Source organism: Terrimicrobium sacchariphilum (assembly GCF_001613545.1).
GTDB lineage: Bacteria > Verrucomicrobiota > Verrucomicrobiia > Chthoniobacterales > Terrimicrobiaceae > Terrimicrobium > Terrimicrobium sacchariphilum.
Genome location: NZ_BDCO01000002.1, coordinates 3,513,314 through 3,532,274, shown reverse-complemented (window position 1 = coordinate 3,532,274; position 18,961 = coordinate 3,513,314). Strand labels below are relative to the sequence as shown.

The following is an 18,961-nucleotide window of genomic DNA, read 5'->3' as shown; positions in this document are numbered from 1 at the left end:
AGCGAGCGCGGGTGGAGGTAGAGGTCGCTACGGCAGACGCCAAAATAGGACTTGCCCTTCTCACTTTTCCGTGGAGAGAGGGATCGGGGCTCCGCAAGGGGTACTGTCAATTGAGGGCTGGAAATAGGTCCCTATGCATCGCGGGCACTACTTACAGTCATTGCTCCAGCGAATGCTGTCGGCTGGCGAGGGGAAATCGATCTTTGTCTTCGTCAAAGTCGATGCGTAAACGCCGTAGATCATTTCCTGCGCCATTCGAGCGTTGAACACGTTGGAGACAGGATGCCGGTTCTCATTAATGGAATTTATCAAGTCCGAGGCGGCAAAGCGATTGGCTTCAAGGAAGAAAGGGGCGTGAGGAATGTCTGGGCGCCCGCATAAGGAGTGGTCGAGCGGTTCCGATCCCGCAATAAAGCATTTTTCTCTCGACGGGACTTCCTCAAAGAGAGTCTCGTCTTCCAGTGGGGAGAGGGAGCGCCTGATGCGCAGTTTGCAAACCGGGGTTGTGGCGTCATTCAAGCGCATGGACAGAGCGCCTTTCGATCCCACTATGGTAAGTCCCATCTGGACGATTCCAGCTGAGGGACCGGGAAGCTTGCGTCTGCTCTCGAATGTTCCGCGCACGTCGTCGGAGAAACTAAAGCAGGCAAAGATTTCGTCTCCAGCCGCGGGACCTATAGGTTCGACCGTTGTTTTCCGTTCCTGTCTGGATATTGCCGGCGCAGGTCTGAGGCCGCCTTGCGTTTGCTGAGATGCTTGCTGGTAACCAGGGCGTCACATGAATATTGACTGATGCTAAGGTTGTTGGCATCGCAGAAATTTGGCGATCTTTGATGTCGGCTGTTAGTTTTGTGCGGCAGGGCCGGTGGTTACGTCGACCAGGGAGGCTCCGACGACGATTTCGTCAAGACACATGGACATTGCCTTGCCAGCGAAATTTCCGGAAAACACCTCGATCTTGCACTCGCCAGATGTATTGACAGATCCCGTTGCCGGGGCCGCTATTGCCGAGGCCAGGGAGAAACCCGCGAGCTGATCCTCCCTAGCGCCTTTTTGGACCCACTGCTCATAGCTCGGGTAATCCAGTATCCAGATCCAGGCTTCTGGACCGGATAGCTTGCCGATCACCAGATAGACGGCCTCACCCAACGGATTGAAATCGCTGCTGATCGCTGTGATCTTTCCCAGGCCGACTCCGGCGGAATTTCGGAAATTTCGGGAGCAGTTTGGGGCCAGAATAAGGTCGCCGAACCGGACAGAAGTGGTGGTGCTGCCGGAATTCTGGGGCGGAAAGTCATTATCGAATTTGAACAGGTAGCTGTAGTAGACGGTGCCTGTCGGAGCGGCGCTCAGGCTTACGGAGAGCTCGGTACGGGTGGGGAGGCCGTTCTTTTCGCTGCCTGCCGTAGCGGTGACGGTGACGGCACCGCCCGACACCGGATGGAAGCCCTTCCCAAATTCGAGTCCTATGGCGGTAAATGTGGCCGCTCCGGTGCCATCACTCGCCGAGGTGGGAGTGATCTTCAGGCGGTATTTGCCATTCAGCCCCTGGGCGGTTGTTGAGACGCCTTTCATATCGGCTCCGTCTTCCAGGGAATAGGCGAATGGCTCGTAAACGAAAGTGTTTGCGCACAGAGGCGATGTCAGAATGATCGCCGAAAGGGCGATCATGTTCAGAGGGGGTATTCTCATGTTTGGGTTCGATAGTTTTGCGGCCTTCCTGCGTCCAGCAACGCTGCGCGATCGGTTCTGAAATGGCTTCGTGTCGAGTTTCTCGCTTGAAGCGCTGTTTCCCAATCGAAAAGTAAAACCTAGTTTCTAAATTGGCTTTCCAAATTGTAGGCGCATTCCGAAGAAAGGCGTTCGGTCTTTTGCTTTGGAATGAGGCGGAGAAAAGGAAAAGGTGATCTCCGCTCGTCCCGGCGGATGCCTCGTGAAGCCGGTGTTAGTTGTGCTTTCTTGCCGTTGCTGCGGGCCTGCGACGAGATTTTTGGGGAGCGGGGGCGGTAGAGGAACGGACGACGAGGTGAGGAATGACGCGGATTTGCTGGATTTGAGCGGCGTGGCGGATGTGTTTCATACGGATCCGGCGAATCAGCAGATCCACCGCGAGCAATCCCATTTGATAAAAATCCTGACATACGGTGGTCAGAGGGCGGTGGCAGGTTTCCCCGGCCTCGATACCATCGAATCCCGTGACGGAAATCTGCTCGGGAACATCGATGCCCTGCTGGAGGCAGGCGCGGATGACCTCGATGGCGACCATGTCATGACTGCAGCATATGGCGGTCACCTCCTTGTCCTTGCGCTGAATCTTTTTGATGATTTCCGGCAGGGATTCTTCGGACTCGAGCGGGATCTGGTAGACCCTGCCGGGCGAGGATTCCGAGAACATCCGGGCGGCCAGGTAACGATATGCTTCGCATCGTTGTTCGACGTTGGGATAGGACATGTGCTTTGTGACGTAGGCGATGTGGAGATGTCCCTGTTTCTCGAGGTGTTCCAGGATGGTCTGGATGCCGGCAAAGTTATCGACACCGACATAATCAAACGGCCCCCAGTTGCAGTCGTTGACCACGAGTGGAATATTGCGATCCGTGATGCGCTTGAAGGTCTCCATGTAGTCGTGATCGGGATGAGGCCAGATCACGATGCCGTCAGTCTTCAGCTTTAGCATCTCGGAGAGTTGCTCCTGCTGCTGCGGACCATCCACCGAGAGCATTGGGGTAAAGCCCACCTTGGCGAGATGGCACACGTCGTGGGCGGCTTCGACGAGGTTATGAAAGATGCGCTGCTTCTTGTGCAGAGGGTGCGGGCATAGGACGCCGATGTGCGTTGCCTTTGGCGCTGTCAGCGGTGATCCGGCGACATAGAGTTTGTATCCGTCGCGGCGGAGGAATCCCTCCGCTATCAGGCAGGCGATGGCTTTATTAACCGTGGGTCGACCTACGCCAAACAGCTCGGCGAACTTTCGTTCCGGCGGGAGCCTGTCGCCGTGACGCAGCTTTTCTTGCTCGATATACAGCCGGAGTTTTCCGACGGTGTCCTGATATTGGAATAGCGATGGAGAGCCTGGAGTCATGTCGATGGAGGGATTTCGCACTCTTTAAAATGGTCAGCCAAATTGAAAGTTTTTTTCAAACGAAACTTTGATGCGTGTCGGTGGCGCGATAGTTTTTAGTCATCCACTCCCCCTGATTGAATGACCAAACTATCCAGCACACCAGTGGAATGCTCTCTGGCTAAAGGTTCCTCGGCAGCCTTCAGCCTGGTGGAGTTGCTGGTGGTGATGGCGATCATGATCACCATCATGGGCATAGCGGCTCCGGCATTCACCGGGATCAATCGGGCGGCGAATGTTTCGTCGGCGGCTTATGAGGTGGCGTCGATCATCGAGAACGCGCGCTCCTATGCCATGTCGCGCAATACTTATGTATGGGTCGGATTTTTTGAGGAGAACGTCACTGCAACTACGCCCGGGAGCGCGGGGAAGGGCCGGATCGTGGTCGGGGTGGTCGCTTCCAAAGATGGCACCATGATTTATGATCTGGCCAGCCCCGGGCAGCTTCCTGCGGACCGGGTCGCGCCTCTCAGCCGGGCGGTGAAAATCGAAAACATGCAGTTGAAAACCTTCCCGGAAGGGACGGGCGGCGGGGCGGATTTTGATTCACGCCCGCCCGCGAACGACGGGGGAGCATGGGTTGAAAGTGGCGCGGTCTCGCAGACACCCTTTTCCATGGGGGGCTATGTTTTTCAAAAAGCCATCGAGTTCAATCCTCGCGGGGAAGCGCGTATCAACAATGCGGGCAGCGCTTTGCGGCCTGTGGTGGAGATCGGCTTGCAGCCTGCGCGAGGAGCTGTCGTGGATCCTCAGGAGAGCAACCTGACCGCCATCCAGGTGAGCGGAGTTGCTGGCAACGTAAAGATCTATCGGAGGTAGGATGAAGGCGAGGGGCTTCAGCCTGGTGGAAGTGACGCTTGCCCTCGGGGTGGCTGCTTTCTGTCTGGTCGTTGTCTTTGGCCTGATCCCCGTCGGACTGCGAAGTAATCAGGCGGCGGTCGAGCAGACGGCGGCGGCTGGCTTTCTCTCGAGCATTGCCGCCGATCTGAGAGCAACGCCGGGGACGAGTCCTGCGGGGCAGAAGGCTGCCTCGCAGCGTTACGCCATCGAGATTCCAGCCAACCCCGTCACCACGCAAAGCGTCGCCACGCTTTTTCTCGACGAAAATGGCAGCTGGTCGAAGACGGCGGATTCAAAGTCACGGTACCGCTTGACCGTCACATTTCCTCCCAATGGGACGGATAGCCGAAGGGCTACGCTTGCTCATCTGAAGATCTCCTGGCCGTCTTCTGCGGCGGAACCCGTGGCATATGCGGAATCCTTTGTTGCCCTGGATCGAAACTGACGTGGCCAGGATATTCACCATGAGATGGAATCGGGCGGCCTGGCGTGGCTTTAGTCTCGTGGAACTGCTCGTATCTCTGGCGGTCCTCGCCGTGCTGCTGGTCTTCATCAGCCAGATCTTTGGTTCGGCGACGGCAGTGACGGGGTCCCGGAACCAGCGCATGGATGCGGATGCCCAGGCGAGGGCGGTGTTTGGCCGGATGGCGGTGGATTTTGCGCAGATGATGCGGCGGCCGGATGTGGACTATTTTCTGAAGTCGGCGGTGGGCGACGCCTCCGGCAGCAATCCCCAGACGGGCAATGACCGGATGGCTTTCTACAGTCAGGTCCCGGGGTATTCCTCGGCTAGCGCTGCGATGCAAAGTCCGGTCTCCGTCGTTGCCTGGCGGATCAATGAGAGCGATGCCGGAGGGCCGTTGAATCACCTGGAGCGGCTGGGGTGCGGGCTGGAGTGGAGCGGCGCATCGTCCGTCGCTTACTCGGGCCCGTCAGGGCCGCTCGTTTCCGCCTCGGGGGATAACAGGATCTCCTCCAACTGGCCGGCGGCAGTATCCGCCACCCAGGCGGATTCCCGCTATGAGAATGCCGGGCCGCAGGTCTTCCGATTGGAGTATTATTATCTCCTGCGCGGACAGAATGTGAATGGGGTCGTTTTCCCGTCCATGGCCAGCGCGACGCCATGGGATACCCGTATACCCGGACGGTCATCGGTCGACGGGCTGCGCGATGTTGCCGCCATCGTCGTGACCATCGCGGTCGTGGATCCCAAGAGCAGGAAGCTGATCACGGATGAGCAGCTCGCCGCGCTGGCCGACAGGATGAAGGATTTCGATGCTTCCACGATGACCTCTCCTGGCGACCTCAAGACGCAGTGGCAGTCCATGATCGAAGACGCCGGGAATGGCATCCCCCCCTCCGCCTCCGCCGCTCTGCACACCTACGAACGCACGTTTTCGCTGTCCCCCGCCCTTTGAACACCGGATGAAGCTGCGCTCCTCAAACATCGACCTCGTCGCGAACCGCGGGCCTGAGAAAGGCGTCGCGCTGGTGATCGTACTTGCGCTGGTCGTGCTGTTGACGGGCCTGGTGGTCGCGTACTTCTCGCGTTCGATGTGGGATCGGCAGCTTTCCAACAGCAGCCTGCATCAGGCCATGGCCGACGAGCTGGCGCGAAGCGCGATGGATATCGTCACTGGTGATCTCAAGCAGGAGATCGCCAACGGCTCCACCCAGACGACAGTGGGAGCCACGACGATTTACACGCCGGTTTCCACTGCCGGAGCGGTGCCGGTAAGAAATACTCCCACCAATCCCTCTCCGACTCTGCTGCGTGTCAGCACCGCCACGGATATTGGCGCGCCCGGAGCGGATCATCCGGCCTCTCCGGCCAACTCCACCACGCCGTCGGCAAACGGACGGAGCATCTCACTCAAGCGGTGGAACAGTCATTACCTGCTGCCCTTGGGAAACCCTGCAAAACCGCAGGACACGACGCCGGTGAGCAGCGGAGCGGAGGCTTTCACGGCGCCGGGCTGGGTGTATGTGACCAATGCGGGTCCGGTCAAGCTGGCTACCCCCGACAAGGCCGTTATTGGGCGCTACGCCTACGCGATTTATGACGAAGGGGCGCTGCTGGATATGAATGTCGCCGGGTATCCGTCACCGCTTCCATATGCCTCCGGTTCGACCATGCCGCCAAGCTATGCCTTGAAGGGATCGCTGGCTTTTGCCGATCTGACCCAGTTGAAGGACGCTTCGGGAAATGCGTGGATGACGGGAGCCGGGATCAACTCCACCGTGGGATGGCGGGACTACGCCTCCCTGCGCAACGCTTCGGGGCAGCCCGATGGTGTATTCCCTGCTCTCTCCTTTAGCGGGCCGTCAGTCTATCCGGCTTACGTTGATCTCGCGGCATCTGGCTCGGCCGACTCCCCGGATGTGCGCTCCGTGGCGGATCCCAACGGGCGCACTGATCAGGCATTTCCATCCCGGCAGGCGCTCATCCGCTTTTGCTCAAGCATTGGTACGGAGAATTTCAATCCCAACGCGCTCCAGTATCTGGGCACGTTCTCCCGTTCACTGAATGCTCCCTCGTGGAGTCCGCAGGCCGATGCCAGCAACGGATTCCTATACAAGACCGACGCGGAGAAGTCCGTGTCGCCCAATCGCAATGTCCCGAATGTGAGGACAAAAAAAGCCTTCGTTCGTGCAGATGGGTCCCGAGCGGAGATCGGCGAGGTGCTGGTCAATCAACGGTTTCCGCTGACCCGGCTGGCTCTGGTGACGGACTCGGCCACGGCTGCGGAGGGTTCGGATATCGAGAGGTTCTTTGGGCTGACCCGAGCGACAGCAAAGGACGAGCCGTGGGTGTATCGAGGCGGAGCCACGAGCATTGCCACCCTTGACGAGGTCGCCGCCCAGGGGCGAGAGCCGGATTTTTTCGAACTGCTTAAGGCGGCAATCCTCGCCGGTTCCCTCGGCAAATACAGCGACAACGACAATCATCTCGTCACGAAGACCATCGATCAAAACAAAGACGTCCAGATATTCCAAATCGGAGCCAACCTGATCGATCAGTACGATGCCGACAATCATCCGACCGTGATCAAGTTTGGATCGTTTGATCCCATCTATGGCACGGAAAGCCTGCCATATCTCAATCACCTCTATGTCACCATCTTCCGGCCGAATCGCGGCGACCCCAAGTATCCCACTTTGGAGGGCTGGCTTCAGTTCGGACTTTGGAATCCGAATGGAAACGCTGCCGACCAGACGGCCGACAGAAAGTACCGGATCATCGGCACCGACGGACGAGCCTACCTTGAAGCCAGCAGCGGAACGAATTTTCTCTCGGCGCAGCAAAATCTTACCGGACGTTACCTGGAGTTCACGGCCCGCGGTTCTACGTTTGCGGAACCGCAGTTGCTGATCCCAAGCTCCACCATGACCGGTGGCGTGACCTTTTCCGGAGCGCCGATCGATGCGACCAATGACCCCTCTGGCTACTTTGGCAGCCCGGCGCAACCTTCCTATGCATCCTCCACGACGGCGGTTACGACCACCTCGCCTTGTTATCTGGTGGGTTTCTATCTTGGTTCCGCGGTCAATCCGATCACGGGGGAGCCCGCCAGAGATCGTGCGATCACGGGCAATCCTTCCGATCCGGCGTCGCTTTCGTATTACCACGCCCGCAACGCCCTGGGCAGCGGGGGGCGATATCCGACGTTCGCCCTCCAGTATCAGGATGATGACGGCACTTGGCGTACATATGAGTCCGTCCAGGCCCGGAGCTTCTATCTCGATCATTGGTACCAGTACGGATTCAAAAGCTGCACCACCTGGCTGACCGGAAAGTATAACCTGAATTCTGGCTGGGGTTCTGACAACGGGCGCGGCACCTCGGTCGGCAATGGACTGGCATTTGGCCTAACCGCGCTGAGCGCCATGGACCCGAGGTCAAAGCGTGGTGGCATGGTCAGCACCATCGGATTGAATGGCCGCCCGATTGTCGCGCAAACCACCATACGGCCCAATAGTTGGGCCAATCGGTTTGACTCCGAGCCGACATCGAACTCGGGGTACCCGAAGAATCCCGCCGGAATCACCATGTGGACCGGATGGAGCACGAACAACACCTTTCAGCCAGCCAAGACGGCGGACAACAAGGCGGGGGCGAGCAGCTTCGTCACGGATCTCGATGGAGTCGTGCGGAGGGCGGATGGCGACGAAAGCAACAAGGTGTCCCCTCTCTGGCAGGTGGCCTCTGGGACGACCGCACAGGCCGTGCGGGCGATGAGGCCGACGATGCTGAACCGGCCATTTCGCTCGGTTGGAGAGATGGGATTTGCCATGCGGGGAGACCCCTGGAAATCGCTCAACCTTTTCAGCTCGGATAGCGCAGACGCGGCGCTGATGGATTTTTTCACGGTCGTGGACGAGCCTGTGGTCGCCGGGCGTGTCAATCTCAACACTGCATCCCGAGCCGTGCTGTCCGCCATCCTCACCGGTGCGCAGAAAGCCGACGACGGAACGACCCTTCCTCCCGTACTTTCCCCGGCGGAAGCTGGCAAGATCGCCGATCTGATCATTCAGAAACGTGCCTCGGCGCCGTTCCGCAATGTGGCTGAGCTTGCCACCCGGGTGGGCGACGACCTCCCGACCGCGTTTGACAATGGACCCACCAACACGAGCGACGGGTATTTCAAGACGCGCCGGGAAGCTGCGATGCGCGCCCTCGTGGATGCGGCCGACACCCGGACTTGGAATCTCCTGATCGATGTCGTGGCCCAGACCGGCATGTTTGCTGCCAATGCCCCGCAAACGGAGGCTGCGCTCAACAGCTCCTTCATTGTGCAGGGAGAGCGCCGCTATTGGCTGCACCTCGCGATCGACCGCTATACGGGCGAGGTCGTCGCCAGGGAGCTGGAGGCTGTTTATGAATAGATTTTGTTATTGTATTGCCGCATCCTTCTTTCTGCTGTCGGTCGTATGGTCGCCGGGCCAGGAACCGGCGGCGCCCAGGCCGGCGGTCGCAGCAGTCCCGCCGGAACAGGGGCGGTGGAAGATCATCGTGACAGATGCCAAAGGCGAAAAGGCGGCAAGGACGGATGACCGCACGCCAAAAGTCGTGGAGATCGAGATCTGGAGGTCGGGTTCCCGCGCCCGGATGGTTCAAACGATCTCCAATGGAGCAACCGTGGAAAGCTGGATTGCCGACGACTATCTGCTGAGCCGCTTCCCGGCTTTCCCGGATATCTATGTCACCCGGCTCAATGATCGCGCAACGCCTCTGGATGACGGTATGTCGGATTTCCGCGATGCCTTCCCGGGTACGACCTGGCTCGATCCGAAGTATCTCGCAGGCACGGAAACGAAGGACGGAAAACTCTGCGAACATTACGTGAATCCCGAGGCGGATTGCGAAGCCTGGATCGCGGCGGACTCCAAACTCCCGGTCGCCTGGCGCAAGGGGTCCCGGGTCTTCACCTATCGATTTCTTCCCCCGGAAAACCTCAGCATGCCCGAGCCCTTTCTCGGCGAGTTGAACAAATATCTCAAAGCCGACTCCCAGTAGGCGCACCTTTTTCCCATATCCTTCATGTTACCGTCCCATCATCTGCCCCAGCTCATCATCAACCGCATCGACGGCGCGATCCGCAGGCTTCGCGAAGAGATATGGCAGGGGTTCCTGCCGGTCGATGTATCAGCTACTCCTTCCGGCCCGCAGCAATACGATGTCGCGCAGGCGCGGCGGCAGCTATTGAGCCCGGTCAGACCCTGCTCGTTTTGGGGAAGGTTGTTTGATCAGAGATGGTATCGGCTTGATATTCCGTCCTCGGCCGAGCCGTTCTGGCTGAACTGGCGTAGCCAGAGCGAGGACACGCTCTATGTGAATGGCGAGCCATATTTCGGCTTCGATGTCGGGCATCGCCATGTCAGGCTGCCTGCGGGTGCGGCTGAGGCATGGGTCGAGTCGAACTGCATCCAAAGCGCGATCTGGCATCCGGAAGCCTCGCCCATGGATGCGGCGGGAAGCTATTTTGAAGGGGCCTTTCTTGGCTGGAGGAATGAAGAAGCCTGGCAGGCATACAATGATCTGAAATGTCTCTTTGATCTCGCCGCCGACCAGCGCGGACGCGAGGACAGCCGGCTGACCGCCGGGATCGTTCCCTTCGGCTTGCAGGTGCCGATGGAGCGCTTCTCGCCCGCGTTTCGTCTCCTGCTGCGCATCATGAACGAAGCGGTCGATGCCTGGGACAGGACCGGCGCGCTGGATGCCTTGCGTGAGCGGCTGGCGGAAGGGTATCGGGATTTGCGTGTCGACAAGACGTTCATGCGATGCGTGCTCACCGGCCATGCGCATATCGACCTCGTGTGGCTGTGGCCTGAGCGGATCGGCGAGCTCAAGGCCGTGCATACCTTCTCCACTGTGAACCGGCTGATGGAGGACTATCCGGAGTTCCGCTTCGCCTATAGCCAGATCGCGAGCTATGAATCCGTGCGCCGCCGCGCTCCGGAGCTTTATCAGAGGGTGAAGGGGCGCATGGAGTCCGGCCAATGGCAGGCTACGGGAGCGATGTATGTCGAGTCCGATACGATCCTGGCCTGCGGCGAGGCTTTGGCGCGCAGCTTCCTGCTTGGGCAAAAAGGGTTTCAGGAAATGACGGGACGACCTGCCCAGCTCACCTGGCTGCCGGACGCCTTTGGGTACTCGGCCTGCCTGCCCCAGATCATGGCCCAGACCGGAGTGAAGTACTTTTACACCACCAAGGTGACGTGGAACTCGATCAATCCCTTTCCCTACAGCAGCTTCATCTGGCGGTCGAATGGCTCGGAGGTAATCGGCCACATTACGCGGGATGCGGGCTACAACACCTTTGTCCAGGTGCCGGAGATCCGGGCCTGCGTGCTCGGACATCAGCAGGGGGACATTCATCAGGAGTGCCTGCTGCCGACAGGTTTTGGCGACGGAGGCGGAGGGCCCACGGCGGAGATCTGCGAAAGGGCTCGGCGTCTCGGGGCATTGCCTGGGATGCCGGAGCTCGCATGGGACCAGCCGGAGGCCTTCTTTGAGCGCCTGGCGAGCTTGCGCGACCAACTCCCAGTTCACCAGGGCGAGTGTTATCTCGAGTTTCACCGTGGCACCTATACGACCCATGGAAACTTGAAGGCCGCCTTCCGGGGATTGGAGCGGGCCATGTGCTGTGCCGAGGCCGTTGCCGTGGTTACGGGGCATCGGTGGGATATGGAGGAATCCTGGCGCCGCCTCGTGTTTGCCCAGTTCCATGATTACATCCCGGGGAGCTCCGTATGGGATGTCTATGCCGAGGGAGTGCCTGACTTAGAAAAGCATGCCGTCGCGCAAATGGATCGCGCTCACGCTGCGCTCGAGCAGGGGGGCGATGAGAGCGTGTGCGTTTTCAATCCCCACGCGGTTGAGGTTCGACGCTGGATCGAGGATCCGTCCACAGGCCACCCCGTGTGGATGACCATTCCTCCCCTGGCTGGGGCCGAAATCGGGTCCTGCGGGAATCCCGATGCCGTACAGGTCTCTGGTCGCACTGTCTCCAATGGACTGGTGGAGTTTCGCCTCGCTGACGAGGGATGGATCGACAGTGTGGCGTGGGAGGGGGCGAAGGTTCCGATCTGCGGTCCATTCGGCCGTCTCGTGATGTATCCGGATCGACCGGCGAATTTTGAAGCCTGGGATATTGATCGAAACACGCTCTCACTTGGCCAGCCTTGCGAAGGGGTTGCCGCAATCGCTCAATGGTCGGACGCGCCTCATCGTGCTGGCTTTCGTGTCCGTCGCTCGATCGGTGCCAAGAGCACTGCCGAGGTGATCTTTTATCTGGAGGCGGGCAGCCCGCACCTGCATGTCGAGGTGGAGCTCGACTGGCAGGAGCCGGAGAAGCTGCTGAAGATGGTGTTTCCAACCCGCTATGCCGGAGCGAATGCCCGTTATGGAGCACCCTTCGGGAGCACCCTGCGTTCGCAGATTCCCGATGGGCTGATTTCCGAGGCGATGTGGGAGGTGCCGTTCAGCAGGCATTTCTCGATTTTCGACGAGGGAGAGCGCGAGGGAATGTTTGTTGCGACGGAGTCAAAGTACGGCGTTTCCGTGCGCAGCGGAGTGGCAGGTGTGAGCCTGGTGCGCAGCCCGAGAGTGACAGGGATGGATAATGTGCACGCCTCGGTCTGGCCGCAGCATCTTTCGCGCATCGAAGCGCCCGCCGCTTACAGCGACATGGGAGCGCATCGGATCCGCCTGGTTCTTGGCCGCTACGACATCACCCTCCCCCGTGCCTCACAGCCAGCCTCCGTGGCTGAGACGGAATTTACCGCGCCTCTGGTTTATCGGGGTCGCCCCATTCCTTCGGCTCTCGGCGAGGTTTCCGGGGGGGAGACATTGATTCCCTGCTGGGCTGCGCCGCTGGATGGCGGCCGCTGGGTCTTGCGTCTCCATGAGGCGGCGGGAAGGCGAGGTGTGATCCGGCTCGCTCCGCCAACCGGATGGACCTTGCAGGCTACCGATCTTTCTCTTGGGACGATCACGGAGCTCGGCGAGGGCAATGCGCTTGAGTACGAGCCCTATCAGGTCGCAAGCATCCTCTTCACGCCTGCCGCGTGAGTCTCCAGTCGTCCATCACGATGCGCTCCCTGTTTTGCCTGACTGCATGGCTGCTGCTGTGCGTGCCTGGTGTATCCTCGGGGACGGAGGACGGAGCGGAACGCCTCCTTCGAAATGACCGACTGGAAGTCCGGGTGATGGTGCCCGACCATCCCGGGCGATACAATCGCGGGACGCGGTTTACTCCGATTGCTGCCGTGCTCGGTGTGCGTCGCGATGGCGTGGAGTATCTTTACCGGCCGGAAACGCACGATCCGATCAACGACCACGCCGGACTGGCTGCGGAGTTCGATCTCTGCATCCCGGATGGTCCGGCCGATGCCCTGCCGTCGGGATATCAGGAGGCGGCAGTCGGGGAGGGTTTCCTAAAAATCGGCGTGGGCGCCCTGCGCAAACCGGCAAAGACTTATCACCTCTTTATGACTCCCGCACTGCTGGAGCCTGCTGTGACGACGGTCGAGTGGCAGGCGAACCGGGCGGTGTTTCATCAGATCTTCGATGGCAGGACGACTCCCGGTTACTCGTATCGCCTGGATGCCGTGTTGTCGCTGGAGGGAGCGAGCTTAGCGGTCGATTGGAAGCTCACCAACACGGGAACGAAACCGATTACCACGCGGCAATATACGCATAATTTCTTCCGCATCGCCGATCGGCCCACGGCATCCGGCTACATTCTTTCATTTCCCTATGACATTCAGCCGAAAGGCCTGGAAGAGGGGCAGAAACTCGCCGGACGATCGATACATTTTACGGGTGCCATACCCAGGTGGATCAATGCGACGATCGCTTACCCGTCCGGCTATGCCGGACGAAACATCGTAACCCTCCGTCATCCCAGGGCCGGACGGGAAATCATCTGCGAGACCTCCGATCCCGGGCTGCGAACCGATATTCACGCACGTGCGGACTATATTTCTCCGGAACAGTTCATTGAGATCATACTGCCGCCTGGCGGGTCGCACTCGTGGACCAGAAAATACACATTTCTAGATGACTAGCTGAGCTTTTGATGTCGCGATTTTTCCGATCCTTTCCGGCGGATAAGGTTCTTTTTCCCCCTGATCGCGTCTCGGTGGGTTACATTATTGGTAAGCCAAACGAGGGGATTTTGGTAAACAAGATTTTGAACAGCGTGCCGATTTGCAATACTTAGGATCAGTACCTCCCATTGCACCTGCTAGATCCCTTTCACCCCAGCGATATTGTGCCGCCAGCCATCGGTGCTTTGACGGTGAAAAGGAGCGCTGCGAGAGGATTTCTCGCAGCCGCCGTTGGGAGATTCACCATACTTACCCCAGACCAGGACGATACCATGAACACAACTTATCACATTGACGCCCCCTCTCTTCGTTTGCCCCAGCGCGGTGCGCTGCTTTTCATCCTGCTTGGTACAGCCGTCATGCTATCGGCAGGCGCATTGAGAGCGGATGACCTGATCAAAAATGGGGGCTTCGAGGACGGTGCCTCGGGCTGGTGGGGGCCGGGTCTCAAGAGTGGCGGGGTCGTTTCGGATCAGGCCGGCGGAGGTGCGAACTGCCTGAATCTCTCGGAGGGCTTTGTTTGCCAGGACAAGCGGCCGGTCGAGGGCGGAAAGTCCTACAAGATCAGCATGAAGATCCGAAGCGAGAATGCCGCCGAGGGATCAGTCTACGTGCAGGTGAGCTTCCGCGGAGAGGGCGTCAAGCCTGGCTGGTACGGGTCTGAAGTCGCCACGGTCGAGGGCCGCTCGGAAAAGGCGCTCTTCGTCACGGGGGGCACCCAGGGGTGGAAGGAATACGCCTCTGTCATCGATGCTCCGGCTAATGCGACCGAAATGCTGATCTACCTTCGGAAGCTCGGAGGAACGTCTGGCACGGCCTCTTTTGACGATGTGAAGATCGAACCTGCCAACTAGCAAGCCCGTGACCGCCATCATTTCCATTCCCGATTCTGTGAAAAACTCCTCCCGACACGTGCGTGTACTTTCCTGGATGGCCTCTGTGTTCCTTCTTGCAGGGGCGGTCTTTGTTCCGGTCTCCCCACTACTGGCGGAGAATATCGTCAAGAACGGCGGTTTCGAAGATGGGCCATCCGGCTGGTGGGGCAAAGGAGTCAAGACCGGCGGTGTCATTCCCGACAAACCTGCCGCAGGGACTGGAAGCATGCAGATTGCCGAGGACTTTGTCTGCCAGGATCACATCCCGGTGACTGGCGGGAAGAACTACAAGATCAGCATGAAGATCCGCTGTGAGGGGGCGCCGGAGGGAGCAGTCTATGCGCAACTGAGCTTCCGCGGCGGGGGAGCGAATCCCGGCTGGTACGGGCCTGCCGTGGCGAATGTGGATGGCCGCACAGAGAAGGCGCTCTTCGTCGCCGGGGGCACCCAGGATTGGAAGGACTACTCGGTTGTGGTTCGTGCGCCGGATGGAGCGGACCAGATGTTGCTGTATCTGCGCAAGATCAACGGCACTCCGGGTACGGCCGCCTTCGATGAAGTCCAGGTCGAGCCGACCAGCGAGGGTGTGACCAAGGCGCAGCCTCCGCCGCTGCCGCCTGATGGACAGATCGTTTCCAATGGCGGCTTTGAAAAGGGAGCCTCGGGCTGGTGGGGCAACGGAGCGAAAACCGGCGGGGTGGTGACGGAAATGCCCGCAGGGGGGCTCCAGAGTCTCAAGGTTGCAAGCAGCTTCTTCTGCCAGGACGGACGTCCTGTGGAGGAAGGCAGGCGGTACAAGATCACGATGAAGATCCGTAGTGAGAACGCCCCGGAAGGCTCCGTCTATGTACAGCTCAGCTATCGCGGAGCATCCATCAAGGGCGGATGGTTCGGCCCCAATGTCGTCAATGTCGACAAGCGCACAGAGAAGGCGCTCTTTGTCACGGGCGGCACCCATGGCTGGGAGGAGTACTCGTGCGTCGTGCAGGCACCGCCCACTGCAGAGCAAATGCTCATCTATCTTCGGAAAAAGGATGGCACGGATGGAGTGGCGTATTTTGACGACGTGAGCATGCTGCCCACGGAGGAACCGGAGACGACAGCGGCCGGGCTGCGCCGCGAGGAGCTTGCCGCAAAATGGCTGAGTCCTGCGCTGCCGGAAGCAGAAGCCGCTGCGGGACTCGCCGCAGCAGCAGCGGTGGGAACCTCGCCAGCTCCGGCCCGGCTGAAACTCGCAGAGAATGGCCGGGCGCTCTATCGGGTGCATGTCGGAACGGACGCCGGCGTGATCGAACTTAATTCCGCCAATGACCTGGCCGACTACCTCGGCAGGATCACCGGAGGCAATTTCCAGCTACTCTCCCACGATGCACATCCTCTCGATGGTCCGCTGATCGTGGTGGGCCGGGATAATGCTCTCACCGCCAGGCTTTGTCCGGATATTGACTACGCCAAGCTCGGCGAGGATGGTTTTGTCCTGCGCACCGTCGGACAGCATATCGTCATCGCGGGAAATACTCCCGGAGGCACGATGTATGGCGTGAACTGGTTCCTCGATCACCTGCTGGGCGTGAAGTGGCTGAGTCCCGATTATACTCATGTGCCTTCTTCTCCGAGCATCGAACTGGCGGCGCCGAATGAAGTGCAAATTCCGCGATTCAAGTTTCGCCAGATCCTGAGTGTCGAGGGGCAGGACAAGCCCTTTGCCGCCCGCAATCTCCTGAACGGAAATTCCCACGGAGCGGCGAGCATTCTGCCCGCGCCGGAGATTGATCACTGGGATGGCTCCTGGCAGCGCCCGGGTCTCACAGCCAGCTTTTATCAGCTCATGCCGCCCAAGCAGTACATGAGCCAGCATCCAGACTGGTTCGCCGGCGGCCAGGTCGCAATGATGAATCCCGAGGTGCGCCAGATCATGGCCGACGGGATCATCGAACGATTGCGCGGCGTGCCGAACTACGGCGACTACTGGTTTGGCTTCATGGACAACGACTGGGGGTGGGACATGGATCCCGCGAGCGCGGCATTCGCCAAAGAACATGACGGGGCTCCGTCCGCTCCGCGCGTTGACATGACGGTCGATGTGGAACAGCGGGTTCGCAAGGTGTTGCCCGATGCCAAGCTGGCCTTCAACGCCTACCACTGGAGCTTTACTCCTCCCACCAACATGGCGATCCCTGAGGACATCCTCGTATATCCGATGACCATTCACGTGGACTACAGCACGCCGCTGAACCAGGGACGCAACAAGAAGCTGGGTGAAGACATTGCGGGTTGGAACCGCATTGCCAAGACCATCCTGCTTTGGGATCACGTCACCAACTTCAACGGATTCATCCAGCCTACTCCGAACATCTATCCCATCGCCGAAAGCATTCGATGGCTATCCGGGCTGGAAAATGTCTTTGGATACTTCGCCGAGGGAAGCTGGAATACCAAGAGTGCCGAGTTTGCCTCTCTCCGCGTATGGCTTATGGGAAGGATGCTATGGGACCCTCAGACCAATATTCAGGGTGCAGTGGCGGAATATTGCGATGGTTATTTCGGCCCCGCTGGAAAGTACCTCAAGCAGTACATCGATCTTATGCACGAGGCGTCTGTGCGTTCTCGTGCGGCAATCTGGGAGAAGACCAATGTCGACAGCGCAATGTTTACCTTGGATTTTATCACCAAGGCGGATGCGCTGTTTGCCCAGGCTGAAGCCGCGGTGGCCAATGATCCCACCTATCTCAGGCATGTCCGGCAGGCTCGCATGTGCGTCGACTACGTCATCCTCGTGCGCCGCAAGGAATACGCCGATGCGGCGGCCCGGGAAAAGACGGGCTTCGTGCTTGATTACGAAAATCGCAAGGCGCGGTTCAACAAAACCATCGAGGATGAGAAGGTGACCCAATTCCGTCAGGCCAAGACGATCGCGACGGGTGAGCTTGCCACGATGATCAACATGGAGCGCAAGGACTCCACGCCTCCGGAGATCGCGCGAAACCTGCAACCTGCCGACTGGGTCGAGATCAATGACATCGGCTTCAATCGATATTTCGACAAGATCGTGATCACCCCTGATCCTCTGGCCTCTGATGGCGGTACGGTGAAAATGCCGGGCGACATCAGCGGTCCCTTCATCCAGCTCAAGCATCACAAGCTGCCGGAGGAAGGGCTATGGGATATCTATGCCGATGTGCGGGTGGAGGCCGAGGATGGAGCGGGTCCGGATGAGATTGCCTTTTTCATCGGAAATAATCCTCCCCAGACAGGCGGCATGGGAATCAAGTTTAGCCAGCTCAAACCAGGCCAATATAACCTGATCAAGACGACCGGCGGCCCCTTCCGGTTTGATCAGAGTGATGGCAAGATCACATTTATTCGCGGTGGCGGTTCGAAAAAGGTTAAGAACATTTACGTCGACCGGTTCATCCTGGTCCGCGCCAAAGAAGGTGCTGGTGCGGCCAGATAGGATTTTCCGACCCATTGTACCGATAGAAACCACGGTAATCCAGATGTTGAACGCCACGCAGATCCTGCAGCGCCACCCGGCGAACCCCATCATAACGCCTGCGCATATGCCGCAGGCGGCAGTGGTCTTCAATCCAAGTCCAGCCTGGTACCGGGGGCGCACGGTTCTGCTGCTCTCCGCCTATGAATGGAGCTGGCCGGAGATCAAGAGGGCGCGGGGAGGCTGGGTGGCCATGAGCGATGATGGCGTGCATTTCGAGATTGGCGCGGAGCCGCTCATTGATCTGATCGATGCGCCCGCGCCGTTTGATAAGCTGAATTGCACCTTGATCGATGCCCGCATCACGCAGATTGAAAATCGTTATTATATTAACTCCCCAGTCTATCAGGATGGCGAGGGTCCGTTCACTCTGTTGGGGGTGACGGAGGATTTTCAGTCCTATCAGCCGATCGAGATCGTCGCTGCCCCGGTCAATCGGGTGCCATCGGTTTTCCCCGAGAAAATCGGCGGCAAGTACTACCGCCTTGAGCGTCCGGGTCATGACGCAGGGGCCTCGATCTGGCTTTCCTCCTCCCCGGATCTCGTTCATTGGGGATGCTATCGTCCTGTGCTCAAGCCGGGCTACTCGATCTGGAACATTACCAAGATCGGCCCGACTCCGCCCATTCGTACCCCCGAGGGATGGCTGGTCATCATGCATGGCGTCTGGGCCTGGCAGGCGGGGGCAAGCCACTACCATATCGGCGCCTTCCTCCTGGATCTGGAGGAACCCTGGAGGGTAATCGGCAAGACCCAGAGCTGGCTGCTCGCACCCGAGGAAGACTACGAGACCCGCGGCACTGTAAACGACGTGGTGTTCCCATGCGGCGCTCTTGCCGATCTGGAGGCTGACGAACTGCGCGTTTACTATGGGGCGGCCGATACCCGGGTCGGTCTGGCGACAGGTTCTCTCTCAGCTGTTGTTGAAGCCTGTCGCAAAGGCCGGTGATCCGGATCGACGTAGGGCCGGCCGGAATTCCGAGGGCCGCAGTGCGCTTTAAGGAAGCCGGATCGCGT

12 protein-coding genes are annotated in these 18,961 nt (G+C 59.3%); 10 read left to right on the top strand and 2 right to left on the bottom strand.

Annotation, left to right across the window (positions count from 1 at the left end; translation table 11 throughout):
• Positions 1-843 precede the first annotated feature (843 nt).
• Both TSACC_RS16475 and TSACC_RS16470 read right to left on the bottom strand, forming a co-directional pair.
• Positions 844-1,692, bottom strand: coding sequence for a hypothetical protein (locus TSACC_RS16475; RefSeq protein ID WP_153811487.1), 849 nt, complete (start codon positions 1,690-1,692; stop codon positions 844-846).
• Between the two features lie 253 nt (positions 1,693-1,945).
• A complete protein-coding gene (locus tag TSACC_RS16470) occupies positions 1,946-3,082 on the bottom strand; it encodes a GntR family transcriptional regulator (RefSeq protein WP_237763986.1) in 1,137 nt (378 codons plus the stop codon).
• Positions 3,083-3,202: 120 nt separating this feature from the next.
• Between TSACC_RS16470 and TSACC_RS16465 the strand changes: the two genes are divergently transcribed.
• The 10 genes from TSACC_RS16465 to TSACC_RS16420 all read left to right on the top strand — a co-directional run bounded on the left by TSACC_RS16465 (position 3,203) and on the right by TSACC_RS16420 (position 18,893).
• Positions 3,203-3,940 (top strand): hypothetical protein, encoded by a 738-nt coding sequence (locus tag TSACC_RS16465; RefSeq protein WP_075080315.1) that lies wholly within the window; start codon positions 3,203-3,205, stop codon positions 3,938-3,940.
• A gap of 1 nt (position 3,941) precedes the next feature.
• A complete protein-coding gene (locus tag TSACC_RS16460; protein ID WP_075080314.1) occupies positions 3,942-4,406 on the top strand; it encodes a hypothetical protein in 465 nt (154 codons plus the stop codon).
• 19 nt (positions 4,407-4,425) lie between these two features.
• The gene (locus TSACC_RS16455; protein WP_169809684.1) at positions 4,426-5,379 is read left to right on the top strand and encodes a prepilin-type N-terminal cleavage/methylation domain-containing protein; all 954 of its coding nucleotides are present in this window, start codon (positions 4,426-4,428) and stop codon (positions 5,377-5,379) included.
• A gap of 7 nt (positions 5,380-5,386) precedes the next feature.
• A complete protein-coding gene (locus TSACC_RS16450) occupies positions 5,387-8,848 on the top strand; it encodes a hypothetical protein (RefSeq protein ID WP_075080312.1) in 3,462 nt (1,153 codons plus the stop codon).
• Positions 8,841-9,479, top strand: a complete 639-nt coding sequence (locus TSACC_RS16445) for a hypothetical protein (RefSeq protein ID WP_075080311.1) — start codon at positions 8,841-8,843, stop codon at positions 9,477-9,479. The genes TSACC_RS16450 and TSACC_RS16445 overlap by 8 nt, the downstream gene beginning before the upstream one ends.
• 24 nt (positions 9,480-9,503) lie before the next feature.
• A complete protein-coding gene (locus TSACC_RS16440) occupies positions 9,504-12,536 on the top strand; it encodes an alpha-mannosidase (protein ID WP_084400550.1) in 3,033 nt (1,010 codons plus the stop codon).
• Positions 12,533-13,534, top strand: coding sequence for a hypothetical protein (locus TSACC_RS16435; protein ID WP_075080309.1), 1,002 nt, complete (start codon positions 12,533-12,535; stop codon positions 13,532-13,534). The genes TSACC_RS16440 and TSACC_RS16435 overlap by 4 nt, the downstream gene beginning before the upstream one ends.
• A 314-nt stretch (positions 13,535-13,848) precedes the next feature.
• Positions 13,849-14,430: a carbohydrate binding domain-containing protein gene (locus tag TSACC_RS16430; RefSeq protein ID WP_075080308.1), complete on the top strand. Its 582-nt coding sequence runs from the start codon at positions 13,849-13,851 to the stop codon at positions 14,428-14,430.
• A gap of 76 nt (positions 14,431-14,506) precedes the next feature.
• On the top strand, positions 14,507-17,905 hold the full coding sequence (locus tag TSACC_RS16425; RefSeq protein ID WP_075080307.1) for a DUF4838 domain-containing protein: 3,399 nt from the start codon (positions 14,507-14,509) through the stop codon (positions 17,903-17,905).
• Positions 17,906-17,948: 43 nt separating this feature from the next.
• Positions 17,949-18,893, top strand: coding sequence for a glycoside hydrolase family 130 protein (locus tag TSACC_RS16420; RefSeq protein WP_075080306.1), 945 nt, complete (start codon positions 17,949-17,951; stop codon positions 18,891-18,893).
• The last annotated feature ends 68 nt before the right edge of the window (positions 18,894-18,961 follow it).